This window comes from Burkholderia ambifaria AMMD (genome assembly GCF_000203915.1).
GTDB classification, from domain to species: domain Bacteria; phylum Pseudomonadota; class Gammaproteobacteria; order Burkholderiales; family Burkholderiaceae; genus Burkholderia; species Burkholderia ambifaria.
Window position 1 is genome coordinate 1,917,331 of the sequence record NC_008390.1, and the last position, 24,887, is coordinate 1,942,217.

Annotated in this window: 22 protein-coding genes; 2 read left to right on the top strand and 20 right to left on the bottom strand. The window is 66.1% G+C overall.

Annotated features, from left to right (window positions below):
• Positions 1 to 13: 13 nt before the first annotated feature.
• Both BAMB_RS08735 and BAMB_RS08740 read right to left on the bottom strand, forming a co-directional pair.
• Positions 14 to 229 (bottom strand): YdcH family protein, encoded by a 216-nt coding sequence (locus BAMB_RS08735; RefSeq protein ID WP_006755091.1) that lies wholly within the window; start codon positions 227 to 229, stop codon positions 14 to 16.
• Positions 230 to 306: 77 nt separating this feature from the next.
• Positions 307 to 1,059: a hypothetical protein gene (locus BAMB_RS08740; protein WP_011657013.1), complete on the bottom strand. Its 753-nt coding sequence runs from the start codon at positions 1,057 to 1,059 to the stop codon at positions 307 to 309.
• A 158-nt stretch (positions 1,060 to 1,217) separates the two neighbouring features.
• On the opposite strand from BAMB_RS08740, the gene BAMB_RS08745 reads away from it, so the two are divergent.
• A complete protein-coding gene (locus BAMB_RS08745) occupies positions 1,218 to 3,542 on the top strand; it encodes a Tex family protein (protein WP_011657014.1) in 2,325 nt (774 codons plus the stop codon).
• 111 nt (positions 3,543 to 3,653) lie between these two features.
• Here BAMB_RS08745 and BAMB_RS08750 read toward each other — a convergent pair whose 3' ends face one another.
• From BAMB_RS08750 to ndk, 17 genes are all read right to left on the bottom strand, one after another.
• Complete coding sequence (locus BAMB_RS08750; protein ID WP_011657015.1) at positions 3,654 to 5,567, bottom strand: potassium transporter Kup; 1,914 nt, start codon at positions 5,565 to 5,567, stop codon at positions 3,654 to 3,656.
• A 273-nt stretch (positions 5,568 to 5,840) separates the two neighbouring features.
• Entirely contained in the window at positions 5,841 to 6,437 is a 597-nt protein-coding gene (locus tag BAMB_RS08755) for a phosphoribosyltransferase (protein ID WP_006755319.1), read from the bottom strand.
• 8 nt (positions 6,438 to 6,445) lie between these two features.
• The gene (locus BAMB_RS08760) at positions 6,446 to 7,792 is read right to left on the bottom strand and encodes an adenylosuccinate synthase (RefSeq protein WP_006760651.1); all 1,347 of its coding nucleotides are present in this window, start codon (positions 7,790 to 7,792) and stop codon (positions 6,446 to 6,448) included.
• Positions 7,793 to 7,905: 113 nt separating this feature from the next.
• Complete coding sequence (locus BAMB_RS08765) at positions 7,906 to 9,054, bottom strand: ATP phosphoribosyltransferase regulatory subunit (RefSeq protein ID WP_006755321.1); 1,149 nt, start codon at positions 9,052 to 9,054, stop codon at positions 7,906 to 7,908.
• 113 nt (positions 9,055 to 9,167) lie between these two features.
• Positions 9,168 to 9,359: a DUF2065 domain-containing protein gene (locus BAMB_RS08770; protein WP_006755322.1), complete on the bottom strand. Its 192-nt coding sequence runs from the start codon at positions 9,357 to 9,359 to the stop codon at positions 9,168 to 9,170.
• Between the two features lie 36 nt (positions 9,360 to 9,395).
• The gene (hflC, locus tag BAMB_RS08775; RefSeq protein ID WP_011657016.1) at positions 9,396 to 10,295 is read right to left on the bottom strand and encodes a protease modulator HflC; all 900 of its coding nucleotides are present in this window, start codon (positions 10,293 to 10,295) and stop codon (positions 9,396 to 9,398) included.
• A gap of 14 nt (positions 10,296 to 10,309) precedes the next feature.
• Positions 10,310 to 11,671, bottom strand: coding sequence for an FtsH protease activity modulator HflK (hflK, locus tag BAMB_RS08780; RefSeq protein WP_011657017.1), 1,362 nt, complete (start codon positions 11,669 to 11,671; stop codon positions 10,310 to 10,312).
• 47 nt (positions 11,672 to 11,718) lie between these two features.
• Entirely contained in the window at positions 11,719 to 12,894 is a 1,176-nt protein-coding gene (gene hflX, locus BAMB_RS08785) for a GTPase HflX (protein WP_175656188.1), read from the bottom strand.
• Positions 12,895 to 12,966: 72 nt separating this feature from the next.
• Positions 12,967 to 13,209 carry an RNA chaperone Hfq gene (hfq, locus tag BAMB_RS08790; protein ID WP_006754897.1) on the bottom strand — a complete coding sequence of 81 codons (243 nt, stop codon included), beginning with the start codon at positions 13,207 to 13,209 and terminating at the stop codon, positions 12,967 to 12,969.
• Positions 13,210 to 13,363: 154 nt separating this feature from the next.
• A complete protein-coding gene (gene der, locus BAMB_RS08795; RefSeq protein ID WP_006754898.1) occupies positions 13,364 to 14,701 on the bottom strand; it encodes a ribosome biogenesis GTPase Der in 1,338 nt (445 codons plus the stop codon).
• A gap of 247 nt (positions 14,702 to 14,948) precedes the next feature.
• Entirely contained in the window at positions 14,949 to 16,094 is a 1,146-nt protein-coding gene (gene bamB / locus BAMB_RS08800; RefSeq protein WP_011657019.1) for an outer membrane protein assembly factor BamB, read from the bottom strand.
• A gap of 40 nt (positions 16,095 to 16,134) precedes the next feature.
• On the bottom strand, positions 16,135 to 16,764 hold the full coding sequence (locus tag BAMB_RS08805; RefSeq protein ID WP_011657020.1) for a tetratricopeptide repeat protein: 630 nt from the start codon (positions 16,762 to 16,764) through the stop codon (positions 16,135 to 16,137).
• Positions 16,765 to 16,820: 56 nt separating this feature from the next.
• Positions 16,821 to 18,161 carry a histidine--tRNA ligase gene (hisS, locus tag BAMB_RS08810; protein WP_006754903.1) on the bottom strand — a complete coding sequence of 447 codons (1,341 nt, stop codon included), beginning with the start codon at positions 18,159 to 18,161 and terminating at the stop codon, positions 16,821 to 16,823.
• A gap of 16 nt (positions 18,162 to 18,177) precedes the next feature.
• Entirely contained in the window at positions 18,178 to 19,482 is a 1,305-nt protein-coding gene (gene ispG, locus BAMB_RS08815) for a flavodoxin-dependent (E)-4-hydroxy-3-methylbut-2-enyl-diphosphate synthase (protein WP_012363994.1), read from the bottom strand.
• Between the two features lie 106 nt (positions 19,483 to 19,588).
• The gene (locus tag BAMB_RS08820) at positions 19,589 to 20,608 is read right to left on the bottom strand and encodes a helix-turn-helix domain-containing protein (RefSeq protein ID WP_011657022.1); all 1,020 of its coding nucleotides are present in this window, start codon (positions 20,606 to 20,608) and stop codon (positions 19,589 to 19,591) included.
• A gap of 176 nt (positions 20,609 to 20,784) precedes the next feature.
• On the bottom strand, positions 20,785 to 21,924 hold the full coding sequence (gene rlmN / locus BAMB_RS08825; protein ID WP_011657023.1) for a dual-specificity RNA methyltransferase RlmN: 1,140 nt from the start codon (positions 21,922 to 21,924) through the stop codon (positions 20,785 to 20,787).
• 55 nt (positions 21,925 to 21,979) lie between these two features.
• On the bottom strand, positions 21,980 to 22,405 hold the full coding sequence (gene ndk, locus BAMB_RS08830; protein WP_006755775.1) for a nucleoside-diphosphate kinase: 426 nt from the start codon (positions 22,403 to 22,405) through the stop codon (positions 21,980 to 21,982).
• Between the two features lie 249 nt (positions 22,406 to 22,654).
• Here ndk and BAMB_RS08835 point away from each other — a divergent pair, with 249 nt between their 5' ends.
• Positions 22,655 to 23,353 carry a Bax inhibitor-1/YccA family protein gene (locus tag BAMB_RS08835; protein ID WP_006755774.1) on the top strand — a complete coding sequence of 233 codons (699 nt, stop codon included), beginning with the start codon at positions 22,655 to 22,657 and terminating at the stop codon, positions 23,351 to 23,353.
• Between the two features lie 65 nt (positions 23,354 to 23,418).
• Here BAMB_RS08835 and rlmD read toward each other — a convergent pair whose 3' ends face one another.
• Entirely contained in the window at positions 23,419 to 24,873 is a 1,455-nt protein-coding gene (rlmD, locus tag BAMB_RS08840) for a 23S rRNA (uracil(1939)-C(5))-methyltransferase RlmD (protein ID WP_011657024.1), read from the bottom strand.
• Between the last annotated feature and the right edge of the window lie 14 nt (positions 24,874 to 24,887).

The window sequence follows — 24,887 nt, forward strand, 5'->3', positions numbered from 1 at the left end:
TGCCAGGCCGCGCTCAGGCGCGCTTATCCGGTTCCAGCTGCGATTGCAGCAAAATGATTTTGTCCTTGGCTGCCAGCTTTTCCTTCTTCAGCCGGTGCAGCGTAATGTCGTCGATGTCGGAGTGTCCTTCCTTCAGCTCGATCTCTCGAGCGAGCTGCTGGTGCTGCTCCTGCAATGCTGCCAAACGGTTGTGCAATTCCTGCTGCTGTTCCGTGGGACGGTTTTGCATATGCGCCTCCTCATCGAAGCAGCGCGCCGACTGGCGTGCCGGCACGCATGAGACTGAGTCCGGATCAATCCGATACGTTACTGCCCCTGCTGTTGCTGCTGCTTGGCCTTTTGGGCCGCTTCCTGCTGACGCCGCTCGACATCGGCCTTGTGCTGCGCGGCTTCCTTCTGCTTCTGCTCGTAGCGCGTGGCGTTGTCCGCCCGCTCCTGCGCCTTCTGCGCAGCCTGCTGGTGCGCCTGGTCGAGCTTGCGCTGGAAGTCGGCCTGCTTCTGGTCGTAGGCCTGCTTGCTCGCGGCATGCTGCGGTGCTTCCGCGCCGCGCTGCGCCCGCTTCAGTGCATTCTGCTCCTGCTTGTCGCGGAACGCAGCCGCGTTGGCCGCGTCGTTCGCCGCGCGCTGCGGCGCTTCCGCCGCATTCTGCGCCTGCTTCAGCGCCTGCTGCTGGTCGCGCTGCTGCGCCCGCACCGCACGCTGCTCGTCGTCGAGCGCGAGCTGCTCCTGGCGGATGCTCGCCCGCTCCTCGCGCATCCGGTCGCGCGCATTGCCGAGACAGTGATTGACGAAGAACTTGCTGTAGCAATCGTGCTCCGCCACCGCATAACGATAATCGTTTTCCGCTGAGCGTTGATTGAGCACTTTTTGACGGGCGTCAAAATCCTGCGTGGCGGAGGCTGCGACGGGCACGGCGGCAGCGGCGTCAGGCGCGCTTGCGCCCGATGCCTGTGCGTACGCGACGGTGGACCCGGCGGACAAAGCCGCGGCAAGCGCTGCGCCGAGCGCGACGAGAGAAATGCGGGAAGTTGGCAATGTCGTAGGAAAGCTGCGGGACATGTGTCAAATTCTATCACCCCCGGCTGGACGCTCCGCCATTTATGGCAAAATGCCCCGCTTCACCCACCCGCGGCATCTGGTCCGGCGGGCCCGTCTCGCAGCCCGCCGCGCGGTCTGCCGGCCCGCGCCGCGATTTCAGCAGGCACATCATCCACGACATGACGGAAACCGTAGCACTCAAGATCGTACAGCGCATCGCCACCGAACTGTCCGTCCAGCCGCGCCAGGTCGCGGCGGCCGTGCAACTCCTCGACGAAGGCTCGACCGTTCCGTTCATTGCCCGGTACCGCAAGGAAGTGACGGGCAACCTGGACGACACGCAGCTGCGCCAGCTCGAGGAGCGCCTCCTGTATCTGCGCGAACTCGAGGATCGCCGCGCGACGATCCTGTCGAGCATCGACGAACAGGGCAAGCTGACCGACGAACTGCGCGCCGCGATCGACGCGGCCGACAGCAAGCAGGTGCTCGAAGACCTTTATCTGCCGTACAAGCCGAAGCGCCGCACGCGCGCGCAGATCGCCCGCGAAGCCGGCCTCGAGCCGCTCGCGCAGGCGCTGCTCGCGAATCCGCTGCTCGACCCGCAGGCCGAAGCCGCCGCGTACGTCGATGCCGACAAGGGTGTCGCCGACGTGAAGGCCGCGCTCGACGGCGCGCGCGACATCCTGTCCGAACAGTTCGGCGAAACGGCCGAGCTGCTCGGCAAGCTGCGCGACTATCTGCACAGCCAGGGCGTCGTGTCGTCGGCCGTGGTCGAAGGCAAGGAAAACGAGGAAGGCGAGAAATTCCGCGACTACTACGACTACGCTGAGACGATCCGGACCGTGCCGTCGCACCGCGCGCTCGCGCTGTTCCGCGGCCGCAACGCCGGTGTGCTGACCGTCAAGCTGGGCCTCGGCGAGGAGCTCGACGCGCAGGTTCCGCATCCCGGCGAAGCGATGATCGCGCGCCATTTCGGGATCGCGAACCAGAACCGTCCCGCCGACAAGTGGCTGTCCGACGTGTGCCGCTGGTGCTGGCGCGTGAAGGTGCAGCCGCACATCGAGAACGAACTGCTCACGCAACTGCGTGAAACGGCGGAAGCCGAGGCGATCCGCGTGTTCGCGCGCAACCTGAAGGACCTGCTGCTGGCCGCGCCGGCCGGCCCGAAGGCCGTGATCGGTCTCGACCCCGGCCTGCGCACGGGCGTGAAGGTCGCCGTGGTCGACCGCACCGGCAAGCTGCTCGCGACCGACACGATCTACCCGCACGAGCCGCGCCGCGACTGGGACGGCTCGCTCGCGAAGCTCGCGCGCATCGCCGCGCAGACGCAGGCCGAGCTGATCAGCATCGGCAACGGCACCGCGTCCCGTGAAACCGACAAGCTCGCGAGCGAGCTGATCTCGAAGCACCCCGAACTGCGGCTGCAGAAGATCGTCGTGTCGGAAGCCGGCGCGTCGGTCTACTCGGCGTCCGAGCTGGCCGCGAAGGAATTCCCGGAACTCGACGTGTCGCTGCGCGGCGCCGTGTCGATCGCGCGCCGTCTGCAGGATCCGCTCGCCGAGCTCGTGAAGATCGAGCCGAAGGCGATCGGCGTCGGCCAGTACCAGCACGACGTGAACCAGCGCGAACTCGCCCGCTCGCTCGACGCGGTCGTCGAGGATTGCGTGAACGCGGTCGGCGTTGACGCGAATACCGCGTCGGTCGCGCTGCTGGCACGCGTATCGGGCCTGAATGCGACGCTCGCGCGCAACATCGTCGACTATCGCGACGCGAATGGGCCGTTCCCGTCGCGCGACCATCTGCGCAAGGTGCCGCGCCTCGGCGACAAGACCTTCGAACAGGCCGCCGGCTTCCTGCGCATCAACGGCGGCGAGAATCCGCTCGACCGGTCGTCGGTCCACCCGGAGGCCTACCCGGTCGTCGAACGGATCCTCGCGAAGATCAACAAGCGCATCGATGACGTGCTCGGCAGCCGCGACGCGCTGTCCGGACTGTCGCCGACGGAATTTGTTGACGAACGTTTCGGCCTGCCGACCGTGCGCGACATCCTGTCCGAACTCGAAAAACCGGGTCGCGACCCGCGGCCCGAATTCAAGACCGCCACGTTCCGCGACGGCGTCGAGAAGGTGTCCGATCTGATGCCCGGCATGCTCCTCGAAGGGGTCGTGACGAACGTCGCGGCGTTCGGCGCGTTCGTGGATATCGGCGTGCACCAGGACGGCCTCGTCCACGTGTCGGCGATGTCGACGAAGTTCATCAAGGATCCGCACGAAGTCGTGAAGGCCGGCCAGGTCGTCAAGGTCAAGGTGCTCGACGTCGACGTGAAGCGTCAGCGCATTGCGCTGACGATGCGCCTCGACGACGAAGCGGCCGCGCCCGGCATGGCGTCGCGCAGCAGTCAGGAGCGCGGCAATGCCGGCCGCGGCGCGGCCCGCCCGCAGCGTTCGCGCGAGCCGGAACCGGCCGGTGCGATGGCCGCGGCGTTCGCGAAGCTGAAGCGCTGAACGCGCGAAGGTCGTCCACGCACGAAAAAAAGCCCGCCGACAGGCGGGCTTTTTCATGGCGCGGCAAGCGCACTGCCGAATTGGGCCGCATTCGCGGCCCGCGCGCTCCGGTCAGATCTCGATCTTGGTGCCGAGCTCGACGACGCGGTTCGCCGGAATCGAGAAGAAGTCGGTCGGCTTCGCCGCGTTCTGATGCATCCACGCGAACACACGCTCGCGCCAGATCGACATGCCGGGCAGATGCGTCGGCACGACCGTTTCGCGCGCGAGGAAAAACGACGTGTCCATCAGCTCGAACGTCATGTCGTGCGAGCGGCCGAATTCCTCGAGCACGGCCTTCACGTCCGGCGTCTCGTTGAAGCCGTACTGGGCCTTGACGATGTACAGGCCGCCACCCGCATCGCGCGAACTCAGGCGCGTGTCGTCGCGCACGTACGGAATGTCGCGCGTGACGAACGTCAGGAAGATGGTCCGCTCGTGGAGGACCTTGTTGTGCTTCAGGTTGTGCAGCAGGCTCACGGGCACGAGCTTGTCGTTGCCGGTCAGGTAGATCGCGGTGCCCGACACGCGGTGCGGCGGATGCGCGAGCAGCCCTTGCAGGAACGGCTCGAGCGGGATACCGTCCGCGGCCGTGCGCTCCTTGACGATGTGGCGGCCCTTGTACCAGGTCATCAGCAGGAAGAACAGCAGCGCGCCGATGCCGAGCGGCAGCCAGCCGCCCTGCGCGACCTTCAGCAGGTTTGCGCCGAAGAAGCCGAGGTCGATCGCGAGGAACACCGCGATGATCGCGCCGACGAGCAGCCGGTTCCAGTTCCACACCTTCACCATCACGACGCACGCCAGCACGGTGGTGATGACCATCGTCGCCGTCACCGCGATACCGTACGCGGCCGCCAGGTTGTCGGAGCTCTTGAAGCCGATCACGATGCAGAGGATCACGAACAGCAGCAGCCAGTTCACGACCGGCACGTAGATCTGGCCGATCGCCAGCTCGGACGTATGCAGCACCTTCATGCGCGGCACGTAGCCGAGCTGGATCGCCTGCGACGTCAGCGAATACGCGCCCGAGATCACGGCCTGCGACGCGATCACGGTCGCGACCGTCGACAGCACGACGAGCGGCAGCAACCCCCATTCGGGCGCCAGCAGGAAGAACGGGTTTTCGATCGCTTTCGGGTTCTGGATCAGCAGCGCGCCCTGGCCGAAGTAGTTCAGCACGAGCGACGGCATCACGAGCCCGTACGCGGCGAGGCGGATCGGCTTCGCGCCAAAGTGGCCCATGTCCGCGTAGAGCGCTTCCGCACCGGTCAGCACCAGCACGACCGAACCCAGCACGACATAGGCCTGCAACAGGTGGTCGGCCATGAACGATGCCGCGTAGTACGGATTGATCGCCGCGATGATGCCCGGCACGCGCGCGATGTGGTACACGCCGAGTGCCGCGATCACGATGAACCACACGACCATGATCGGGCCGAACAGCTTGCCGACCAGCGCGGTGCCGTGGCGCTGGATCCAGAACAGCGCGATCAGGATCACGATCGTGATCGGCAGCACGAGGTGGGACAAGTGCGGTGTCGCGATTTCGAGACCTTCGACCGCCGACATCACCGAGATCGCCGGTGTGATCACCGCGTCCCCGTAGAACATGCACGCGCCGAATATCCCGAGCGCCATCAGCGCGCCCGCGACGCGGGTCTTCGGGTCGAGCGGCCGCAGCGACAGGGCCATCAGCGCGAGCACGCCGCCCTCGCCGTTGTTGTCGGCCCGCATCACGAACAGCAGATATTTGATGCCGACCACGAGGATGATCGCCCAGAACAGCAGCGAGATCACCCCCAGGATCGAGCTTTCGGTCAGCGGGATGCCGTGTGCGGGGCTGAACGCCTCCTTCAGCGCATACAGCGGGCTCGTCCCGATGTCGCCGAACACCACGCCGATGGCCGCTATCGCAAGCGCCCGCATCGAGTGTTGGTGCGTCGAATGCGCATGGGCTGCGTCGGTCGCCTGGATCGTGTCGTTCATATGAAGCGTAATAATCGGGTCCGGTCGGACAAAACGAGCGCTATTCTACTCGCGCCCCCCTGAAACACCGCCCTGCCGTGTTGCCCTGACACCACGTGATCCACGCCGCGCATGCAATCCCGCGCAAGCTGTGGCAGGGCTGCCATCATAGCCGGGCCCGCGCCGTCTGCCTACCGCGAACGGCCGATCGACGCGACCGCCGGCCTTCCGCGCCAATGAAAAACGGCGCCGCAAGCGGCGCCGTACAAGGCTTTCGTTCGATCGGCGGGGCGCTTACGCGCCCGAACCGTCGCGCTGCGCGCGACCACGCTTGATCCACGCCTCGAGGTTGTGCGGACGAACGGTGTCCCACTCTTCGAACGGCTGATGAATCCACGGGTTCGTCGGCAGATACTGCGTGTGATAGTCGGGCTTCACCTTCGAGCAACCCTTGTACCAGAGTACGGCCGAACGCACGGCCGTGACGGCCGGATAGCGCTCCTTGAGATGCTCCTGCACGCGCGCGAGCGTGACGCCCGAATCGACGAGATCGTCGACCAGCAGCACGTTGCCCGCGAGCTGGCCGCGCGTCATCGTGATGTACTGCGCGATGTCGAGCTCACCCTGCTCGGTGCCGGCCGCTTCGCGGTACGAACTCGTCGCGAGGATCGCGAGCGGGACGTCATAGATGCGCGAGAGCTGATCGCCGACACGCAGACCGCCGCGCGCGAGGCACAGGATCTGGTCGAACTTCCAGCCCGATGCATGCACCTGGAGCGCGAGCAGCTCGATCAGACGATGGTATTCGTCCCAGCCTACCCACAGGTTCTTGTCGTCGTTGCGCGGATCGGTCATCAAGTCTGCCGCCGTCATCGTGATTTGCTGCGTCATGCTGAAAATTACACCTTGAACGGATGGCGGAGCAGGATCGTTTCGTCGCGATCCGGGCCGGTCGAAACCATGTCGACCGGCACGCCGGCCACTTCCTGGACACGGGTCAGGTAGGCCTGCGCATTCGCCGGCAGCGCGTCCCACGTCTTGATGCCGACGGTGCTTTCCTTCCAGCCGGCGAAGGTTTCGTACACGGGCTCGCAACGCGCGACATCGGCCGCACCGCGCGGCAGGATGTCCACGTCCTTGCCGTCGATCTTGTAGCCGACGCACAGCTTGACTTCATCGAGGCCGTCGAGCACGTCGAGCTTCGTCATGCAGAGGCCCGACACGCCGTTGATCTGGATCGAGCGGCGCAGTGCGGCTGCGTCGAGCCAGCCGGTGCGGCGCGGACGGCCGGTGACCGAGCCGAATTCCTTGCCGACGTTCGCCAGCGTGACGCCCACCTGGTCCTGACGCTGCGGGTTGTCCGCATCGTACAGCTCGCTCGGGAACGGGCCGGCGCCGACGCGCGTGCAATACGCCTTCGTGATGCCGAGGATGTAGTTCAGCTGCTGCGGACCGACGCCGGCGCCGGCCGATGCCGCACCCGCGACGCAGTTGCTCGACGTGACGAACGGATAAGTGCCGTGGTCGATGTCGAGCAGCGTGCCTTGCGCGCCTTCGAACAGCAGGTTCTGACCGGCGTTGTTCGCGTCGTACAGGCGGCGCGACACGTCGGCCACCATCGGCTTCAGGCGATCGGCATAGCCGAGCATCGTGTCGAGCGTGGCCTGGAAATCGACGGCTGCGCCGCCCAGGTACTGGGTCAGCACGAAGTTGTGGAAATCGAGGTTTTCGCGCAGGCGGTCGGCGAAGGTCTTTGCGTCGAACAGGTCCTGCACGCGCAGCGCGCGGCGGCCGACCTTGTCTTCGTACGCGGGGCCGATGCCGCGGCCGGTCGTACCGATCTTGCCCGCGCCCTTGCGCGCTTCGCGCGCCTGGTCGATCGCGATATGGTACGGCAGGATCAGCGTCGTGGCTTCGGAAATGAACAGGCGATCGCGAACGTTCACGCCGGCTTCTTCCAGCTCGCCGATTTCCTTGAACAGTGCCTCGGGGGACAGGACGACGCCGTTGCCGATGTAGCAGGCGACGCCTTCACGCATGATGCCCGACGGAATGAGGCGCAAGATGGTTTTCTTGCCGCCGATGATGAGGGTGTGGCCGGCGTTGTGACCGCCCTGGAAACGCACGACGCCCTGAGCGTGGTCCGTCAGCCAGTCGACGATCTTGCCCTTGCCTTCATCACCCCATTGCGTTCCCACGACGACGACATTGCGCCCGGGAGTCACGTTCACTGCGCTGGCAGACATGTTGATTCGTTAGCTGGTTAAAAACGTATTCTACCTAGGTTCGCGGGCGATTCCGAATTTTTCCGTTTCGCTTCAACGATATGCACGCCGAACGACGGCCCGCGAACCCCTCTTTAACGGGGTTCGACCACCCATGCGCCGTTGCGCTCGACGAGCGATCGGTCGCACGCGAATTCGTCGAGCACGTGGTCGTGCCCGGGCAATGCCTGGATCACGACCTCGCCCGCATCGCGCAGCGCCGCGACGGCCGCGCCCAGCGCATCGTCCTGCGCCCACGGCGCAAGAATCGCGGTACCGCGCGCCTCGATCGGCGAAATCCGCGCGAGCTCGCGCAGATCGAGCGAGAAGCCCGTCGCCGGGCGGGCGCGACCGTAAGCCTGCCCCACGTGGTCGTAACGGCCGCCGCGCGCGATCGCGTTCGGCACGCCGTCGATGTACGCCGTAAACATTGCGCCGCTGTGGTACGCGTAGCCGCGCAGGTCAGCCAGATCGATCGCCACCTCGACGCCCTTCGCCTGGGCCGCGAGCTGCGCGAGATCGTCGAGCGCGCGCGTGATCTCGGGCAGCACCGGCAGCCGCGCGCGCGCCTCGTCGAGCACGCTCGCGTCGCCGTACAGATGCGGCAACGCACGCAGCGCCGCGCGCGTGTCGGCGCCGAGATCGTCGGTGAGTTCGTTCAGCAGCGGCACGTCCTTGCCCGACAGCGCGTCGTACAGCGACTCGCCGCGCTCGGCAGCCTGCGCGTCGCGCGCGAGCAGCGCCGCGAGCACGCCTGCATGGCACAGGTCCAGACGGATTCGCGACAGCCCCGCGAGGTGCAGCGCGTCGAGCATCAATTGCTGGATCTCGAGATCGGCTTCCAGCCCGGCATGCCCGTAGATTTCGGCGCCGATCTGGATCTGTTCGCGCGTCGCGTGCAGGCCGCGCGGACGCGTATGCATCACATGCCCCGCATAGCAAAGGCGCGTGACGCCCTGGCGGTTCAGCAGGTGCGCGTCGATGCGCGCGACCTGCGGCGTGATGTCCGCGCGCAGGCCGAGCGTGCGGCCCGACAGCTGGTCGACCAGCTTGAAGGTGCGCAGGCGCAGGTCGGCGCCGCCGCTCGTCAGCAGCGACTCGAGGTATTCGAGCAGCGGCGGCATCACCATTTCGTAGCCGTACGAACGGAAGCGGTCGAGCAGCCTGCGGCGCAGCTCCTCGATCTTGCGCGCTTCCGACGGCAGTACGTCGGCGATATTCTCGGGAAGTAACCAGGTCGACATCGGTACGGTCCTACGACGGGAAACAGGGCGCGACGCGCGCGCCACGAGATGAAATCGGAAATCGGAATCGTGCGGAACGGACGGCGGATTGGCCGTCTCGTTCAGGTCTCCGTTCAGGTGGCGAGCAGCAGCAGGATGAGCCCCAGCGCCATCACGATGAGCCCGCCGATCCGGATATGATGCGGCGGCCGCTCCGCAATTCTACGAAACGTGTCGCGCCAGGCGACGGGAAACACGAAGGGAAACGCCCCCTCGATGATCAGCATCAGTGCTACCGCGAGCAACAACGAACCAGCCAGATCCATGCGAACGACGGCGCCGCTCGACGCGGCGCCCCAAGGTCAGTGTTTGCGGGGAGCAGGTGCCGCCGGTGCGGCACCGCCCGTCGGGCTGCGCATGAAACGGAAAAACTCGCTGTCGGGATCGACCACGATGATGTCGTTGCGCTTGAAGGTGTTCCGGTAAGCCTGCAGGCTCGCGTAGAACTGGTAGAACTGCGGATCCTGGCCGAACGCGTCGGCGGCGATCGACGCGGCCTTCGCATCGCCCTCACCCTTGATCGTCTGCGCGGACTTGTACGCATTCGCGAGCACCGCCTGCTGTTCGCGCTCCGCATCGGCCTTGATCTGTTCGACATCCGCAGCGCCATCCGCGCGCACCTGCGCGGCCTGCGCGCGCAGCGCGGCAATCATCCGCTGATAGACGGCGTCGGCCTGCGCGGCCGGCAAGTCGACGCGCGTCAACTGGACGTCGACCACGTCGACGCCGAAGCCGGATGCCTGCGCGCGCACCGCATCGCGAGCCGCATTGGCGATGTCGCGCTGTCCGCCGAGCGCGTCGTCGAGCGCACGCTTGCCGAACGCGTCACCGAGCGCGCCCTTCAGCGCGCCGGCCAGACGCTCGGCGGCGGTGGCCGAGTCGCCGCTCGTCGCCGTGAAGTACTTCATCGGATCGCTGATCCGGTACTTGACCGCATACGTGACGAGCAGATCGTGCTTGTCTTCGGTCGCCAGTTGCAGCGGATCCGACGATTCGAGCGATTGCAGGCGCGTGTCGATCAGCGTCGCCGTCTGCAGCGGCGGCGGCAGCTTGAAATGGATGCCGGGGCCCGCGAGTTCGGGCTGCGTGCCGTCGCGGCCCGACAGCACGGCCGTGTGGCGCGGATCGACGGTCAGCACGGTCGACGACGCCGCGAAGGCGACGATCACGATTGCGACGACGAGCGCAATGATTCGGTTCATGTTCTGCGCTCCCGTTACTTCGTATCGTCTTCGCGCGAGCGGCTGCGGAACGCTTCGCGCGACCGCAGCACGTCGCTGCCCGGTGCGGGCGCCGCCGCGGCCGAAGCCGAGGCCGCGCTCGCGGGCACGCTCGCCACCGCGCCGGCCGGCGCCGACGCTGCGTCGGGCGCGGATGCGCCGGCGGGCGTCGCGGCATTCGTGGCGCTCGCGGCGTTTTGTCGCCCCTGCTCGACGAGCTTGTCGAGCGGCAGGTACACGACGTTGCTGCCCTTGTTGCCGACGAACACCTTCGTCGCGTTCGAATAGATTTCCTGCATCGTCTCGAGGTACATCCGCTCGCGAATCACCGCGGGCGCCTTCGAATACTGCGCATAGACCTGCTTGAAGCGGTCGGCGTCGCCTTCGGCCTCGGTGACCACGCGATCGGCATACGCCTTCGCTTCGTCGACGAGTTTCGCGGCATTGCCCTGCGCCTTCGGCAGCAGGTCGTTCGCATAGGCCTGCGCGGTACGCTTGGCGGCCTCGCGCTCATCGCGCGCCTTCGCGACTTCGGCGTACGCGGCTTGCGTCTGCTCCGGCGCCGCGACGCTCTGCATCGTGACGGCCGTGACCTCGAGCCCCGACTGGTAGCGATCGAGATCGCGCTGGATCGCGGCGGACAGCTGCTCGCGCAGCGCGTCGCGGTCCTGATTCAGCATGTCGGCCGCGCTGCGCGTGCCGACGATCGCGCGCACCGCGGCCTGCGCGGCCTCCGACACGCCGCGCTCGGGGTCGACGCTGCGGAACAGGTAATCGGTTGCCGAACGGATCCGGTACTGGACGACGAAGCGCACGTCGACGATGTCGGCGTCGCGCGTCAGCATCGCCGCCTCCTTCACGTTCGCGAGACGCACGACGTTGTTGCGGCCGATCTCGATCGAGCGGACCTGCGACGTGTCGACGATCTCGTGCGACGCGAACGGATACGGCGCGCGCCAGTGCACGCCCTGACCGACCGTGCCGGACAATTTGCCGAACTGCAGCACGACGCCCGTCTGGCCGTCCTGCACGACGAACAGCCCGCTGCCCGCGTAGACCGCGACCAGCACGCCGATCACGATGCCGACGCCGACGCGCGCGGCCCGGCCGTTGTCGGGCCGGAAGCCCTTGCCGCCCTTGCCGCCGAACAGGCCGCTCAGACGCCGGTTGAAGTTGCGCCACATCTCGTCGAGATCGGGCGGACCGTCACCGTCGCCACCGGGCGGACGCTTCGATTCGTTCGCACGCGGACGGGATGCGTCGTTGCCCTTGCCTTCGCCGCGTCCCCAGCGGGGATCGTTGATCGACAGCAAGGCGCGCATCCGCCGCCAGGTACTCCGCTCGTTGTATTCGTTCACCAGAGTTTGTTCACCAGATGGGACGTCAGCGAACCGGCCGGGGCCGGTTAGCGCCCGTGTTCGGAAATCGTGTGGTCTTCGTGTGGTTCTGCGGGAGCGCCGTCGAGCGCGCCGTTGGGTAACGTCGCGCCGGTAAGGTGTTCCGCGGAGGCGATTTCGGCGATGGCGGCACGCAACGTGTCGAGACCCTGACCGGTGCGCGCGCTCAAAAAGACGCGCGAAATATTACCATACTCGTCTCGCTCGACCGCGTCGCCGCGGGCCGCCAGCTCGGGCACGGCGTCGATCTTGTTGAACACCAGCACCTGCCGGATCGTGTCGGCGCCGATTTCGTGCAGCACGCCGTTCACCTGCTCGATCTGTTCGAGCCGCACCGCGCTCGACGCATCGACCACGTGCAGCAGCAAATCCGCATGGATCGTTTCCTCGAGGGTCGCGCGGAATGCGGCAACCAGCTGGTGAGGCAGTTCGCGGATGAACCCGACCGTATCGGACACGACGATCTGGCCGACCTCGTCACCCAGGTACACGCGCCGCGACGTCGTGTCGAGCGTGGCGAACAGCTGGTCGGCCGCATAGGCCTGCGCCTTCGTCAGCGCATTGAACAGCGTCGACTTGCCCGCGTTCGTATAGCCGACGAGCGACACCGACATCGTGCCGCTGCGCGCGCGCTGGCGACGCTGCGTGCTGTGTTGCCGGCGCAGCCGGTCGAGCCGCGACTTCAGCATCTTGATGCGCTCGCCAATCAGCCGGCGGTCGGTTTCGAGCTGGGTTTCGCCGGGGCCGCGCAGGCCGATACCACCCTTTTGCCGCTCCAGGTGGGTCCATGCGCGAATCAGCCGGGTCGACAGGTATTGCAGCTGCGCAAGCTCGACCTGCAGCTTGCCTTCGTGGCTGCGGGCGCGCTGCGCGAAGATATCGAGGATGAGGCTCGTGCGATCGACCACCCGCCTGTTCAGCGCCTGCTCCAGGTTGCGTTGCTGGGCCGGTGCCAGTGCGTGGTTGAAGATGACGATTTCGACGTTGTGTGCGTCGCAGGCGAGCCGGAGTTCTTCGGCTTTGCCGCTGCCGATGAACATCTTGGCATCGGGACTGGCGCGACGACCGGTGAGGGTGACGGCGGGACGGGCCCCCGCACTGGAGGCGAGAAGACTGAGTTCTTCCAGACTGGCTTCGAAATCGGTCTTGCCGAAGTCGATGCCGACGAGCGCTGCGTTGATCAAATTATCGGGTGTCAAGATAAGGCGGCTGGCATCGGTCGCTCGCGGCGACCGGATGCCGGCCGCTGCGATAGGTTAGGACGTGGTCGCTTCCGCGTCCGGGTGGAAATTCACCGGGCGCGCCGGCACGACCGTCGAGATGGCGTGCTTGTAGACCATCTGGGTCACCGTATTACGGAGCAACACGACGTACTGGTCGAACGATTCGATGTTCCCTTGGAGCTTGATGCCGTTGACGAGATAGATCGAAACGGGAACGTGCTCTTTGCGCAGTGCGTTCAAAAACGGGTCTTGTAACAATTGCCCTTTGTTGCTCATGGCGTACTCCATCTTTTTTTGCAGGTTGATCTGAATTTGGCGCCGAAGAAAAAGAGATCCGGCGCCAATCGCTACACTATAGCTGATTTTGCCTGCCCCGCCCGGCAGCAGGCCATGCGGCCTAGCCCTTGCGGGACGTGCGTGGCAGGCATGTTCAGCCCTTGTCCGCGTACGGATTGTTCGACGAACGGAACTCTATGCGCAATGGAGTCCCGGTCAGGGAGAAAGTTTCGCGGAATCGGTTTTCGAGGTAGCGTTTGTACGTTTCGGTCACCGCGTCGAGCGCGTTGCCGTGGATCACGATCAGCGGCGGATTCTGTCCGCCCTGGTGCGCGTAGCGCAGCTTCGGACGCACCGGGCCGCGACGGCGCGGCTGCTGGAACTCGACGGCCTCGATCAGCGCGCGCGTGAGCTTCGGCGTCGGCAGTTTCGCCATGGCCGCCGCGTATGCATCGTCGACCGAGCGCATCAGCGCGCCGATGCCCGTCTTCTTCGCGGCCGAAATGTAGTGCGATTTCGCGAAGTCGAGGAATTTCAGCTTGCGGGTCAAATCCGCTTTCGCGCGATCGCGCGCGTGGTCGTCGAGACCGTCCCACTTGTTGACGCCGATCACGAGCGCGCGGCCCTGTTCGACGACGAAGCCGGCGATGTGCGCGTCCTGGTCGGAAATGTCCTGCTGCGCATCCAGCAGAAGAATGACGACATTCGCGTCGGAGATCGATTGCAGCGTCTTCACGACCGAGAATTTCTCGATCGCCTCGAACACCTTGCCGCGGCGCCGCAGGCCTGCGGTGTCGATCAACGTGTATTTCTTGCCGTTACGCTCGAAGTCGACGTAGATCGAATCGCGCGTCGTACCCGGCATGTCGAACGCGATCACGCGGTCCTCGCCGATCAGCGCGTTCACGAGCGTCGACTTGCCGACGTTCGGGCGGCCCACGATCGCGATCTTGATGCCGCGCGACGGATCGTCTTCGTCCGCTTCCTCGGGCTGGCCCGCGTACGCGACTTCCAGCGCCTCGTTGATCATGTCGGTCACGCCGTCGCCGTGCGCGGCCGAGATCGCGCGCGGATCGCCGAGGCCGAGCTCGTAGAAGTCCGTCGCGACCGCCGTGTACTTCATCCCCTCGGCCTTGTTGACGACCAGGAAGATCGGCCGGCCGGTCTTGCGCAGGTAGTCGGCGATCGACTTGTCCTGCGGCGCGAGCCCGTTACGGCCGTCGACGATGAACACGACGACGTCGGCTTCCTCGACGGCCTGCCGCGTCTGGCGCGCCATCTGGTGCAGGATGCCGTCCTTCGCGACGGGTTCGAAGCCGCCGGTATCGACGACCAGGTACGGCCGTTCGCCGACCCGCCCTTCGCCGTAATGGCGATCGCGCGTGAGGCCGGGCAAATCGGCGACCAGCGCATCACGCGAGCGCGTGAGCCGGTTGAACAGCGTGGATTTCCCCACATTGGGGCGCCCAACAAGGGCAATGACCGGTTTCATCTGTGTTTTCTACGGTGATGCGCAGCAGCGGGAGGCCCGCTGCTGCGGGCGGCTGCGCTGAATGAAAATATCACGAATTCGCGCCGCGCCGGATGCGCGCGCCGGGCGCGCGTTGCACGCCGTGGTCTTTCGTTTCGAACTGCCTTTCAAATACCGAGCGGCCGGGAACACCGGCCGCCTTCGTGTCGCACGACCGCGGCGCGCGGGACGAGCCCGCCGCGCCGCGATCGCGCCTGTTGCGTGCGCGTCAGCGCGGACGGAACCCGTACAGGCCGCCGTCCTTCGTCTGCACGACGAGCGTATTGCCCGCCAGGACCGGCGCCGCGGTAATCGCGCTGCCGTCCGTCTTCATCCGCGCGATGAAGCTGCCGTCCTCGCGCGACAGGAAGTGCACGAAGCCCTTGTAGTCGCCCATCACGACCGCATGGCCAAGCAGGTAAGGCACGCCGACGTCGCGGCTCTTCAGCTTGTCGTTGCGCCAGAGCTGGTTGCCGCTCGCCGAGTCGTAAGCCGTCACGACCGACCAGTCGTCGCCGCCGGCGACGACCGAATCGTCCTGCGCAAGGCCGCTGCGGCTCGAGAACGCCTTTTCCCACAGCGGACGGCCAGAGTTGGCGTCGAAGCAGCCGATCTGCCCCTGGAACGTGACCGCACATGCTTCGGCACCGACGAGCGTCGGCGGACCGCTGACGTCGTTGATGCGCTCCACTTCGGTCACACCCTTCGGGAACGACACCGGCGTCTGCCAGAACGGTTCGCCCGTCTGCAGGTTGATCGCTACCAGACCACCGCCGGGGAAGCCCGCCAGCACGGCAGCATCGCCCGCGAACGTCATGCCGGCCGACACGCGCAGGTTCAGCGGCACCGCGCGGTTGCGGTAGTTCCACTTCTGCTCGCCCGTCTGCGCGTTGAACGCGATCACCTGGCCGTCGATCGTGCGCACGATCACGAGGCCGTTGCCGACCAGCGGCGGCGAGAAGATCTCGCCCTGCACGCTCGTCTTCCACAGCAGCTTGCCGTCGGGGCCGAGGACGAACACGCCGCCCTTGAGCGCGCCGACCGCGGTCAGGTTGCCGTCGCTGCCGACACCGGCCGACAGGTCCGAACCGACCTTCGAGCGCCACAGCGTCTGGCCCGTCTTCGCGTCGATCTTCTCGACCGAACCGTTCTCACCCGCGGCATAGACGGCGTCGCCCACGGCCACCGGCGTGAACAGGTAGCGCCCGCCCTTGCCGACGCTCGCCTTCCAGACCTGTTGCACGTCCATGACGGGCTTGAACTCGGTGAGCGGCGTCGGCACGCGGCGCGCGTCCTTCGACGACGAGCAGGCCGCCAATGCCAGGACAGCCGCCGCGCAGGCTACGGGCACAGCGTAACGTTTCAGCAAATTCATCGGTTAGCGAAGCAGAGTTAAGAGGTTGAGGGGGCCGGAATCAGCCGCCGAGCGCGTCGAGCTTGAACTGCACGAGCTGGCGCGCGGACTGGTCGTCCTTCGACAGGCCGTCGAGCGCGAGCTTGTACGCAGCGCGCGCGTCGTCGGTCTTGCCTTGCGCGGCCAGCAGATCGCCGCGGCGATCCGCCACGACGCCCTTGAATGCATCGACCGGCGTGCCGGACAGCAGCGCGAGGCCCGCATCGTACGCCTTCTCGTCGAGCAGCAGCGACGCGAGACGCAGCTTCGCGATCTGCTTGTACTCGTCATCCCTGGCGTGATCGACAGCCCACTGCAACTGGGCTTTCGCGCCAGCGGCGTCGCCTGCCGCGTAGAGCGTCTTCGCGGCCGACAGGGCCGTCATCTGCGCATACGGCGTGCGGGCGAACTTGTCTTCCATGTCGGCGGCCGCGCGGGCCATCGTCGCCTTGTCGTTCGCGGCGGCGGCCTTCTGGACCTGCTCGTACAACCCGGAAGCCTCGGCGGCCTGACGGCGCTGCCAGTAATTCCAGCCGTTGAAACCGGCCGCGACGACCAGCGCCGCGAGCACGATCCACGTGGTGAGGTTGCCCCAGCGGGCCCACCACGCCTTGACACTTTCAATCGATTCTTGTTCGTCGTGATAACTCATCGGCGAGCGATTCCTTCCTGTTCAGGCTTTTTCTTGTCGAGCGAATGCGAGCGCGATCAGTCGTCGCCGTCTTCGGCGGATGCAACCATCGCATTGATTAGGAATTCGGTCAAGCTTTCGACCGGTACGGTCTGCTGAACGTTCTTTTCCCCTTCCTCGCCCGCACCGCGCAGCGCTTTCACGCCCACCGTGCCGTTCGCGACCTCTTCTTCGCCGAAGATCACCGCGAACGCGGCACCGCTTGCATCGGCCCGCTTCATCTGCGACTTGAAGCTTGCCGGCGCGCCGTCGGCGCTGCAGTGGAAAATCACGTCGAGGCCCGTGTCGCGCAGACGCTCGGCCGCGATGAACGCCTGTTCGCGCGCCGTCTCGCCCTGGTGCACCACGTACACGTCGACACCTTCCTGCTCGGGCGCGAGATCCTCTTCCTTCAGCAGTTCGAGAATGCGCTCGATGCCCATCGCCCAGCCGCATGCGGCGGTCGGCTTGCCGCCGAGCTGCTCGATCAGCGGATCGTAGCGGCCGCCGGCCGCGACCGTGCCCTGCGCGCCGAGCTTGTCGGTCACCCACTCGAACACGGTCAGGTTGTAGTAGTCGAGGCCGCGCACGAGACGCGGGTTGATCTTGAACGGAATGTTGTTCGCGAGCAGCAGGCGCTGCAGCCCTTCGAAGTGCGCGCGCGATTCGTCGCCGAGGAAGTCGATCAGCTTCGGCGCGTTCTGCGCGATTTCCTGCAGCGCGGGATTCTTCGTGTCGAGCACGCGCAGCGGGTTCGTATACAGGCGGCGCTTCGCGTCCTCATCCAGTACGTCGGCGAACTGCTCGAGGTACTTGATCAGTTCGACGCGGTGCGCGGCCCGCTCTTCCGCGAGGCCGAGCGAGTTGATCTCGAGCTTGATGCCGGTCAGCCCGAGGTCGTCCCACAGGCGCTGGCACATCATGATGATCTCGGCGTCCGCATCCGGGCCCGCGAAGCCGAGCGCCTCGACGCCGACCTGGTGGAACTGGCGGTAACGGCCGCGCTGCGGACGCTCGTGACGGAACATCGGGCCGATGTACCACAGGCGCTTCGGGCCGTCGTACAGCATGTTGTGCTCGATCGACGCGCGCACGACGGCCGCGGTGTTCTCCGGGCGCATCGTCAGGTTCTCGCCGTTCAGCGCGTCGGTGAAGCTGTACATTTCCTTCTCGACGATGTCCGTGACTTCGCCGATGCCGCGCGTGAAGAGCTGCGTGTGTTCGACGATCGGCGTGCGGATGTTCTGGTAGCCGTACGCGCGCAGCAACGATTTCACGGTGGCTTCGAAGAATTCCCACAGGCCGGCATCCTGCGGAAGGATGTCGTTCATGCCTTTGACGCCGGTGAGCTTCTCGATCTTGCGTTTCTGTTCAGTCATCGTGTGTGTGGACGAATTAATTCAGGGCCTCGGTGCGGCCGTAGTTGCGTGCGACGTAGTCGCTGACGATCTGCTGGAATTCCTCGGCGATCCGCTCGCCGCGCAGCGTCTTGACCTTCTCGCCGTCGATGAAGACGGGCGCGGCCGGGTTCTCGCCCGAACCCGGCAGGCTGATGCCGATGTTCGCGTGCTTCGATTCGCCCGGGCCGTTGACGATGCAGCCCATCACCGCGACGTTCATCTTCTCGACGCCCGGATACTCCTTGCGCCATACGGGCATCTGCTCGCGCAGGTAGGTCTGGATCTGCATCGCGAGCTCCTGGAACAGCGTGCTCGTCGTGCGGCCGCAGCCCGGGCACGCGATCACCATCGGCGCGAACGAGCGCAGGCCCATCGTCTGCAGGATTTCCTGGCCGACGATCACCTCGCCCGTGCGCGGCGCGCCCGGCTCCGGCGTCAGCGAGATGCGGATCGTGTCGCCGATCCCTTCCTGCAGCAGCACGCCGAGCGCGGCCGTCGACGCGACGATGCCCTTCGAGCCCATGCCGGCCTCGGTCAGACCGAGGTGCAGCGCGAAGCCGCAGCGGCGGCCGAGTTCGCGGTACACGGCGATCAGGTCCTGCACGCCGCTGACCTTGCACGACAGCACGATGCGATCACGGCCGAGACCGAGTTCGACCGCACGCTCGGCCGAGCCGATCGCCGACTGGATCAGCGCCTCGTACATCACGCTTTGCGCGCCCCACGGCTGCGCACGCGCGCCGTTCTCGTCCATCATGCGCGCGAGCAGGTCCTGGTCGAGGCTGCCCCAGTTCACGCCGATCCGCACCGCCTTGTCGTACTTGGCCGCGGCTTCGATCATCAGCGCGAACTGCGTGTCGCGCTTCGCACCCTGGCCGACGTTGCCGGGATTGATCCGGTACTTCGACAGCGCCTCCGCGCAGCCCGGGTAGTCGCGCAGCAGCAGGTGGCCGTTGTAGTGAAAATCGCCGACGAGCGGCACGGTCACGCCCATCCGGTCGAGCTGCTCGCGGATCGCCGGCACGGCGGCCGCGGCCTCCGGCGTGTTCACGGTGATGCGGACCAGTTCGGAGCCCGCGTTCGCGAGTTCCTTGATCTGGATCGCCGTGCCGATCGCATCGGCCGTGTCGGTATTCGTCATCGACTGGACGCGCACCGGCGCATCGCCGCCGATCGTCACGAGCTGCCCGCCCCAACGAACATCCACCGCATGCGACACGCGACGCGGCTGATGCCCGCCGAACACCGGCTCGGTTGAACAAATCTGACTGCTGCGTGGGGATTGAGCTTCGGATTGCATCGATAGATCCATTTACGCGGAATGCGCCGCGAAGCGGCGCATGAATTGAAAAAGCGCCGTGCCCTCGCGGCCTGTGCTGGACAGGCCCGCGCCACGGCGCTTGACATCAGGGCAACGTGAACCGCGCCACGTTACCCCGCGCTGCCGAATATTTTGCCGGATCGACAGGTTTTCCGTCGAACGCGACCGCGTCCATGCCTGCCTTGTTGCCGATCGTGACCTTGAACGGCCCGTCGCCGGCGACCTGCTTCGTCTCGCCGGCCCGCACCAGCGCCGAGAACAGCTCCTTGCCGTTCTTGTCGCGCACGCTGAACCAGCAATCCTGCTTGACCTTCAGTTCGATCATCGACTGGCCTGCCGCCACCACGACGCTCGCGGGCTGGGCCGACACGGCCGCACCGCTCGCCGCGGCCGTCACCACCGGTTGCGACGCAGGCGCCGCGACCGCTGGGGCCGGCGCCGGTGCAGCTGGGGCTGCCGATGCGACGACCTGCGGCGCCACGGCGGATGCCGCGACCTGCGCCGGCGCATCGCTGCCGGCTACCGCCGACGCGCCGCCCGCGGCGGCCTCTTCGACCGAAGACGCCGCCGGCGCGCTGGCCGCCGACGCATGGTCAGTGTCGCCGCCCTTGAAACGCGCGAGCCAGCTCGACGAATCGCCGCCAGTGTGCCACATGAGCACCGCGACCACCGCGACGACGACGATCGCCGTCCCCCACAGCCACGGATGGTGGCGCGACGAGCCGCCGAGCGGAATCGACACGCGGCCGCGCGGCAGATCCGTGCCCGACGACGCGGGCATCGACAGATCGACTTCCGGCACGCCGCGCTCGCGGCGCAACGCCTGCGCAAACGGCTCCGGATCGACGCCGAGCATCTTCGCGTAGCTGCGCACGACGCCGAGCGCGAACGTCACACCGGGCAGATGGCTGATGTCGCCGGCCTCGAGCGCACGCAGCTTCTGCGGGGCGACCTTGAGCCGCGCCGACACGTCGTCGACCGTCCAGCCCTTCGCCTCCCGGAGATGCGCCAGCCGGCTGCCGACGGCCGTCAGCGTTTCCAACCCCGCCGGTGCCGGCTTCGCGGCATCCGTCTCTGCGCCGTTTGTCGGCTGCGGCTCACTCATCCTTGTCCTCGCGTCGATTCTTCTTCACTGGCGAGCGCCGCCGGCTTGCGCCGGCCGGCACCCGCAACTGTCCATATCATGCGCGGCGCCGGGGCGCCGCGACCGATCGCTATTCGCGTGTTGTACCGCCAAGAGGCTCGGGCATCCGGGCCAGGCCGCCCCGACCTCGCGCCCCGTCAAATTGCCCGAACTTCGATGATTTTTGCTGCTGCGCCCGTTCGCTCCGCCAGGCGCGTGCGATCCTTCACGGCGCCGGCCAGCTGGCCGCACGCGGCGTCGATGTCGTCGCCGCGCGTCTTGCGCACGGTCGTGACGACACCCGCGTCGATGAGGACCTGTGCAAAGCGCTTGATCTGCTCCGGCTTCGAGCGGATGAGGCCCGATTCCGGAAACGGATTGAACGGGATCAGATTGAACTTGCACGGAACGTCACGCGTGACGGCCAGCAGTTCGCGCGCATGCGCTTCGGTGTCGTTGACGCCGTCGAGCATGCAGTATTCGAAAGTAATGAAGTCGCGCGGCGCGACTTTCAGATAGCGCTGGCACGCGGCCATGAGCTCGCGAAGCGGATGCTTCTTGTTGAGCGGCACCAGCTCGTCGCGCAGCGCATCGTTCGGCGCGTGCAGCGAAACGGCGAGCGCGACCGGCAATTCGGCGCCGAGGCGGTCCATCATCGGCACCACGCCGGACGTCGACAGCGTGACGCGGCGGCGCGACAGGCCGTACGCGTTGTCGTCGAGCATCAGCCGCATCGCGGGCACGACCGCGTTGTAGTTTAGCAGCGGCTCGCCCATGCCCATCATCACCACGTTGGTGACGACCCGTTCGGCCTTGCCGTTCGGACCGGGCGCGCGACCGAGCGACGCACGCAGTGCAAATTCGGCCATCCGGAGCTGACCGATGATTTCGGCTGTCGACAGGTTGCGGGAGAAGCCCTGCTTGCCCGTCGAGCAGAAGCGGCAGTTGACCGCGCACCCGGCCTGCGACGACACGCACAGCGTGCCGCGCGTCTCTTCCGGGATGAACACGGTTTCGACCGCATTGCCGTTTCCGACGTCGATCAGCCACTTGCGCGTGCCGTCGGTGGAAACGTGATCGCTGGCGATCTCGGGCATCACGATCGACGCACGGCCCTTGAGCTTTTCTCTCAGGGACTTCGCGAGATCGGTCATGCCGTCGAAATCGCCGGCGTTGTACTGGTGGATCCAGCGCTGCAACTGCTTGGCGCGGAACGGCTTCTCGCCAAGGCTGCCGCAGTACGCGACAAGACCCTCGGCATCGAAGTCGAGAAGATTGACGGAAGTTTCGCTCGTCATGATGTGCTGCCTTGCCGCTTGCGCTGAATCCTGCCTACTTGTTGCCAGCCAGGGCTTAGCGCGAGTAGACGTTCATTTCCGGGAAGAAGAACGCGATTTCGACCGCGGCCGTTTCGGCAGCGTCCGAGCCGTGCACGGCGTTCGCGTCGATGCTGTCGGCGAAGTCGGCGCGGATCGTGCCCTTTTCCGCCTTCTTCGGATCCGTCGCGCCCATCAGGTCGCGGTTCTTCAGGATCGCGCCTTCACCTTCCAGAACCTGGATCATCACCGGGCCCGAGATCATGAAATCGACGAGGTCCTTGAAGAACGGACGTGCTGCGTGAACCGCATAGAACTTCTCTGCGTCGCCACGCGACAGGTGAGCCATGCGCGATGCGACGATCTTCAGGCCGGCGCCTTCGAAACGGCTGTAGATCTGACCGATCACGTTCTTTGCCACCGCATCCGGCTTGATGATCGACAGGGTGCGCTCGATTGCCATAAAAACTCCAAAAAATTAAGAAGTTACAGGTTCAAATGAATCCGCTATTGTAGCACGATCCCGTGTATCATTGCGATTGAACCCTTACACGAATGAAAGGTTTCGAATCCATATGTTTTTTGCGCCGTCCGCATTGAAACCTGGCGGCGCGGAACGTATCTTAGCCATAGCTGCCCCGGTTTGCTGCGCCGCACATCGCGCGCGCCGAACCGGCCCCGGACGCCCACGCGTTCAATGTTAGGAGAAACCATGAACGACTATCCGTACAATTTCGGCCGCGGCGGTTCCGTCAGCACCGCCGAAGTTCGTAACCGCGTGCTGCGGAACACGTACTGGCTGCTCGCGCTGTCGATGGTGCCGACCGTGCTGGGCGCCTGGGTCGGCGTCGCGACGGGCTTCTCGCTGTTCGCGGCCACGAGCCCGATGATGAGCCTGCTCGCGTTCTTCGCGATCGCGTTCGGCTTCATGTTCGCGATCGAGCGGACGAAAAACAGCGCGGCCGGCGTGTTCGTGCTGCTCGGCTTCACGTTCTTCATGGGCCTGATGCTGTCGCGGCTGCTCAGCTTCATCCTCGGCTTCTCGAACGGCCCGTCGCTGATCATGCTCGCGTTCGGCGGCACCGGCATCATCTTCGCCTCGATGGCGACGATCGCCACCGTCAGCAAGCGCGACTTCTCGGGGCTCGGCAAGTGGCTGTTCATGGGCGTGATCGTGATCCTGCTGGCGTCGGTCGCGAACATCTTCCTGCAGCTGCCGGCGCTGATGCTCACCGTCTCGGTGCTCGCGATCGCGATCTTCTCGGCCTACATGCTGTTCGACGTGCAGCGCGTCGTGAACGGCGGCGAGACGAACTACATCTCGGCCACGCTCGCGATCTACCTCGACCTGTACAACGTGTTCACGAACCTGCTCGCGCTGCTCGGCATCTTCGGCGGCAACCGCAACTGACGTTCGCACCACCCCATGAAAAACCGGCCCGCGGGCCGGTTTTTTTACGTCCGACGCCCGCCCGCTCAGCCGCGCTCGAACAGCGCGATCGATTCGACGTGCGACGTATTCGGGAACATGTTCACGACCCCGGCGCCCTTCAGGCGGTAACCCGCCTCGTGTACGAGGAGGCCCGCGTCGCGCGCGAGCGTCGACGGGTTACACGACACGTAGACGATCCGCTTCGGCAGCGGGCCTTCGCCGCTCTGCGCGATTTCGGCCAGCGCCTTCGACACCGCGAGCGCGCCTTCGCGCGGCGGGTCGATCAGGAACTTGTCGAACGCGCCGAGCGCACGGAGATCGTCGCCCGTCACTTCGAACAGGTTCCGGCACGCGAACGTCGTGTGCCCATCGACGCCGTTTTCGCGCGCATTCGCCAGCGCGCGCGTCGTCAGCGTGTCGCTGCCTTCGATGCCCATCACCTCGCGCGACAGTCGCGCGAGCGGCAGCGTGAAGTTGCCGATCCCGCAGAACAGGTCGAGCACGCGATCGTCGCGCGACGGCGCGAGCAGGCGCAGCGCACGGCCCACCAGCACGCGGTTGATCTGATGGTTGACCTGCGTGAAGTCGGTCGGCTTGAACGGCATGCGGATGCCGAACTCCGGCAGCGTGTAGTCGAGCGGCACGTCGAGCGGATAGAACGGCGTCACCGTGTCCGGGCCCTTCGGCTGCAGCCAGAACTGCACCTTGTGCTCGTCCGCGAACGCGCGCAGCAGCGCTTCGTCGTCCGCATTGATCGGCTCCAGCACGCGCAGCACCAGCGCCGTGACTTGCGAACCGACCGCGAGTTCGATCTGCGGCATGCGATCGCGAATCGACAGCCCCTCGACCAGCCGGCGCAGCGGCACGAGCATTGCCGACACGTGCGGCGGCAGCACTTCGCAGCTCGTCATGTCGGCGACATAGCTGCTCTTCTTTTCGTGGAAGCCGACCAGCACGCCGCCCTTCTTCGCGACGTTGCGCACGGTCAGGCGCGCACGGTAGCGGTAGCCCCACGACGGGCCATGGATCGGCGCGAACACCGTCTCGGCGCGCAGCTTCGCCAGGTGCCACAGGTTGTCCTCGAGCACGCGCTGCTTGATCGCCACTTGCGCGCGCATGTCGAGGTGCTGCATCGAGCAGCCGCCGCAGGTGCCGAAGAACGCGCATTTCGGCTGCGTGCGCAGCACGCTCGGGCGCAGGATGTCGACCACGGTCGCCTGCTCGTAGCTCGGCTTGCGACGGTAGCTCGAATAGGTCACACGCTCGCCGGGCAGCGCGCCTTCGACGAAGATGACCTTGCCCGGCGTGCCGTCCTCGGTCACCGTGCGGCCGACACCGCGCGCTTCCATGTCGAGCGATTCGATCTCGAGAACCGGGGCGGGCCCGGGCGCGACGGGCGCATTTTTCGATTTGCGCGCAGAAGTGGGGACGGCTTCGGACACCAGCTTTTCCTGACAAACGTTGAAGAAGGCGAGATTGTAGACGACGCCAGCCCGCATCGCCCGCTTTCATC

What these genes read in the sequence shown, in the direction of transcription:
- BAMB_RS08735 (WP_006755091.1), bottom strand. Translation starts at nt 229, where the DNA reads ATGCAAAACCGTCCCACGGAACAGCAGCAGGAATTGCACAACCGTTTG.
- BAMB_RS08740 (WP_011657013.1), bottom strand. Translation starts at nt 1,059, where the DNA reads ATGTCCCGCAGCTTTCCTACGACATTGCCAACTTCCCGCATTTCTCTC.
- BAMB_RS08745 (WP_011657014.1), top strand. Translation starts at nt 1,218, where the DNA reads ATGACGGAAACCGTAGCACTCAAGATCGTACAGCGCATCGCCACCGAA.
- BAMB_RS08750 (WP_011657015.1), bottom strand. Translation starts at nt 5,567, where the DNA reads ATGAACGACACGATCCAGGCGACCGACGCAGCCCATGCGCATTCGACG.
- BAMB_RS08755 (WP_006755319.1), bottom strand. Translation starts at nt 6,437, where the DNA reads ATGACGCAGCAAATCACGATGACGGCGGCAGACTTGATGACCGATCCG.
- BAMB_RS08760 (WP_006760651.1), bottom strand. Translation starts at nt 7,792, where the DNA reads ATGTCTGCCAGCGCAGTGAACGTGACTCCCGGGCGCAATGTCGTCGTC.
- BAMB_RS08765 (WP_006755321.1), bottom strand. Translation starts at nt 9,054, where the DNA reads ATGTCGACCTGGTTACTTCCCGAGAATATCGCCGACGTACTGCCGTCG.
- BAMB_RS08770 (WP_006755322.1), bottom strand. Translation starts at nt 9,359, where the DNA reads ATGGATCTGGCTGGTTCGTTGTTGCTCGCGGTAGCACTGATGCTGATC.
- hflC (WP_011657016.1), bottom strand. Translation starts at nt 10,295, where the DNA reads ATGAACCGAATCATTGCGCTCGTCGTCGCAATCGTGATCGTCGCCTTC.
- hfq (WP_006754897.1), bottom strand. Translation starts at nt 13,209, where the DNA reads ATGAGCAACAAAGGGCAATTGTTACAAGACCCGTTTTTGAACGCACTG.
- der (WP_006754898.1), bottom strand. Translation starts at nt 14,701, where the DNA reads ATGAAACCGGTCATTGCCCTTGTTGGGCGCCCCAATGTGGGGAAATCC.
- bamB (WP_011657019.1), bottom strand. Translation starts at nt 16,094, where the DNA reads ATGAATTTGCTGAAACGTTACGCTGTGCCCGTAGCCTGCGCGGCGGCT.
- BAMB_RS08805 (WP_011657020.1), bottom strand. Translation starts at nt 16,764, where the DNA reads ATGAGTTATCACGACGAACAAGAATCGATTGAAAGTGTCAAGGCGTGG.
- hisS (WP_006754903.1), bottom strand. Translation starts at nt 18,161, where the DNA reads ATGACTGAACAGAAACGCAAGATCGAGAAGCTCACCGGCGTCAAAGGC.
- ispG (WP_012363994.1), bottom strand. Translation starts at nt 19,482, where the DNA reads ATGCAATCCGAAGCTCAATCCCCACGCAGCAGTCAGATTTGTTCAACC.
- BAMB_RS08820 (WP_011657022.1), bottom strand. Translation starts at nt 20,608, where the DNA reads ATGAGTGAGCCGCAGCCGACAAACGGCGCAGAGACGGATGCCGCGAAG.
- rlmN (WP_011657023.1), bottom strand. Translation starts at nt 21,924, where the DNA reads ATGACGAGCGAAACTTCCGTCAATCTTCTCGACTTCGATGCCGAGGGT.
- ndk (WP_006755775.1), bottom strand. Translation starts at nt 22,405, where the DNA reads ATGGCAATCGAGCGCACCCTGTCGATCATCAAGCCGGATGCGGTGGCA.
- BAMB_RS08835 (WP_006755774.1), top strand. Translation starts at nt 22,655, where the DNA reads ATGAACGACTATCCGTACAATTTCGGCCGCGGCGGTTCCGTCAGCACC.
- rlmD (WP_011657024.1), bottom strand. Translation starts at nt 24,873, where the DNA reads ATGCGGGCTGGCGTCGTCTACAATCTCGCCTTCTTCAACGTTTGTCAG.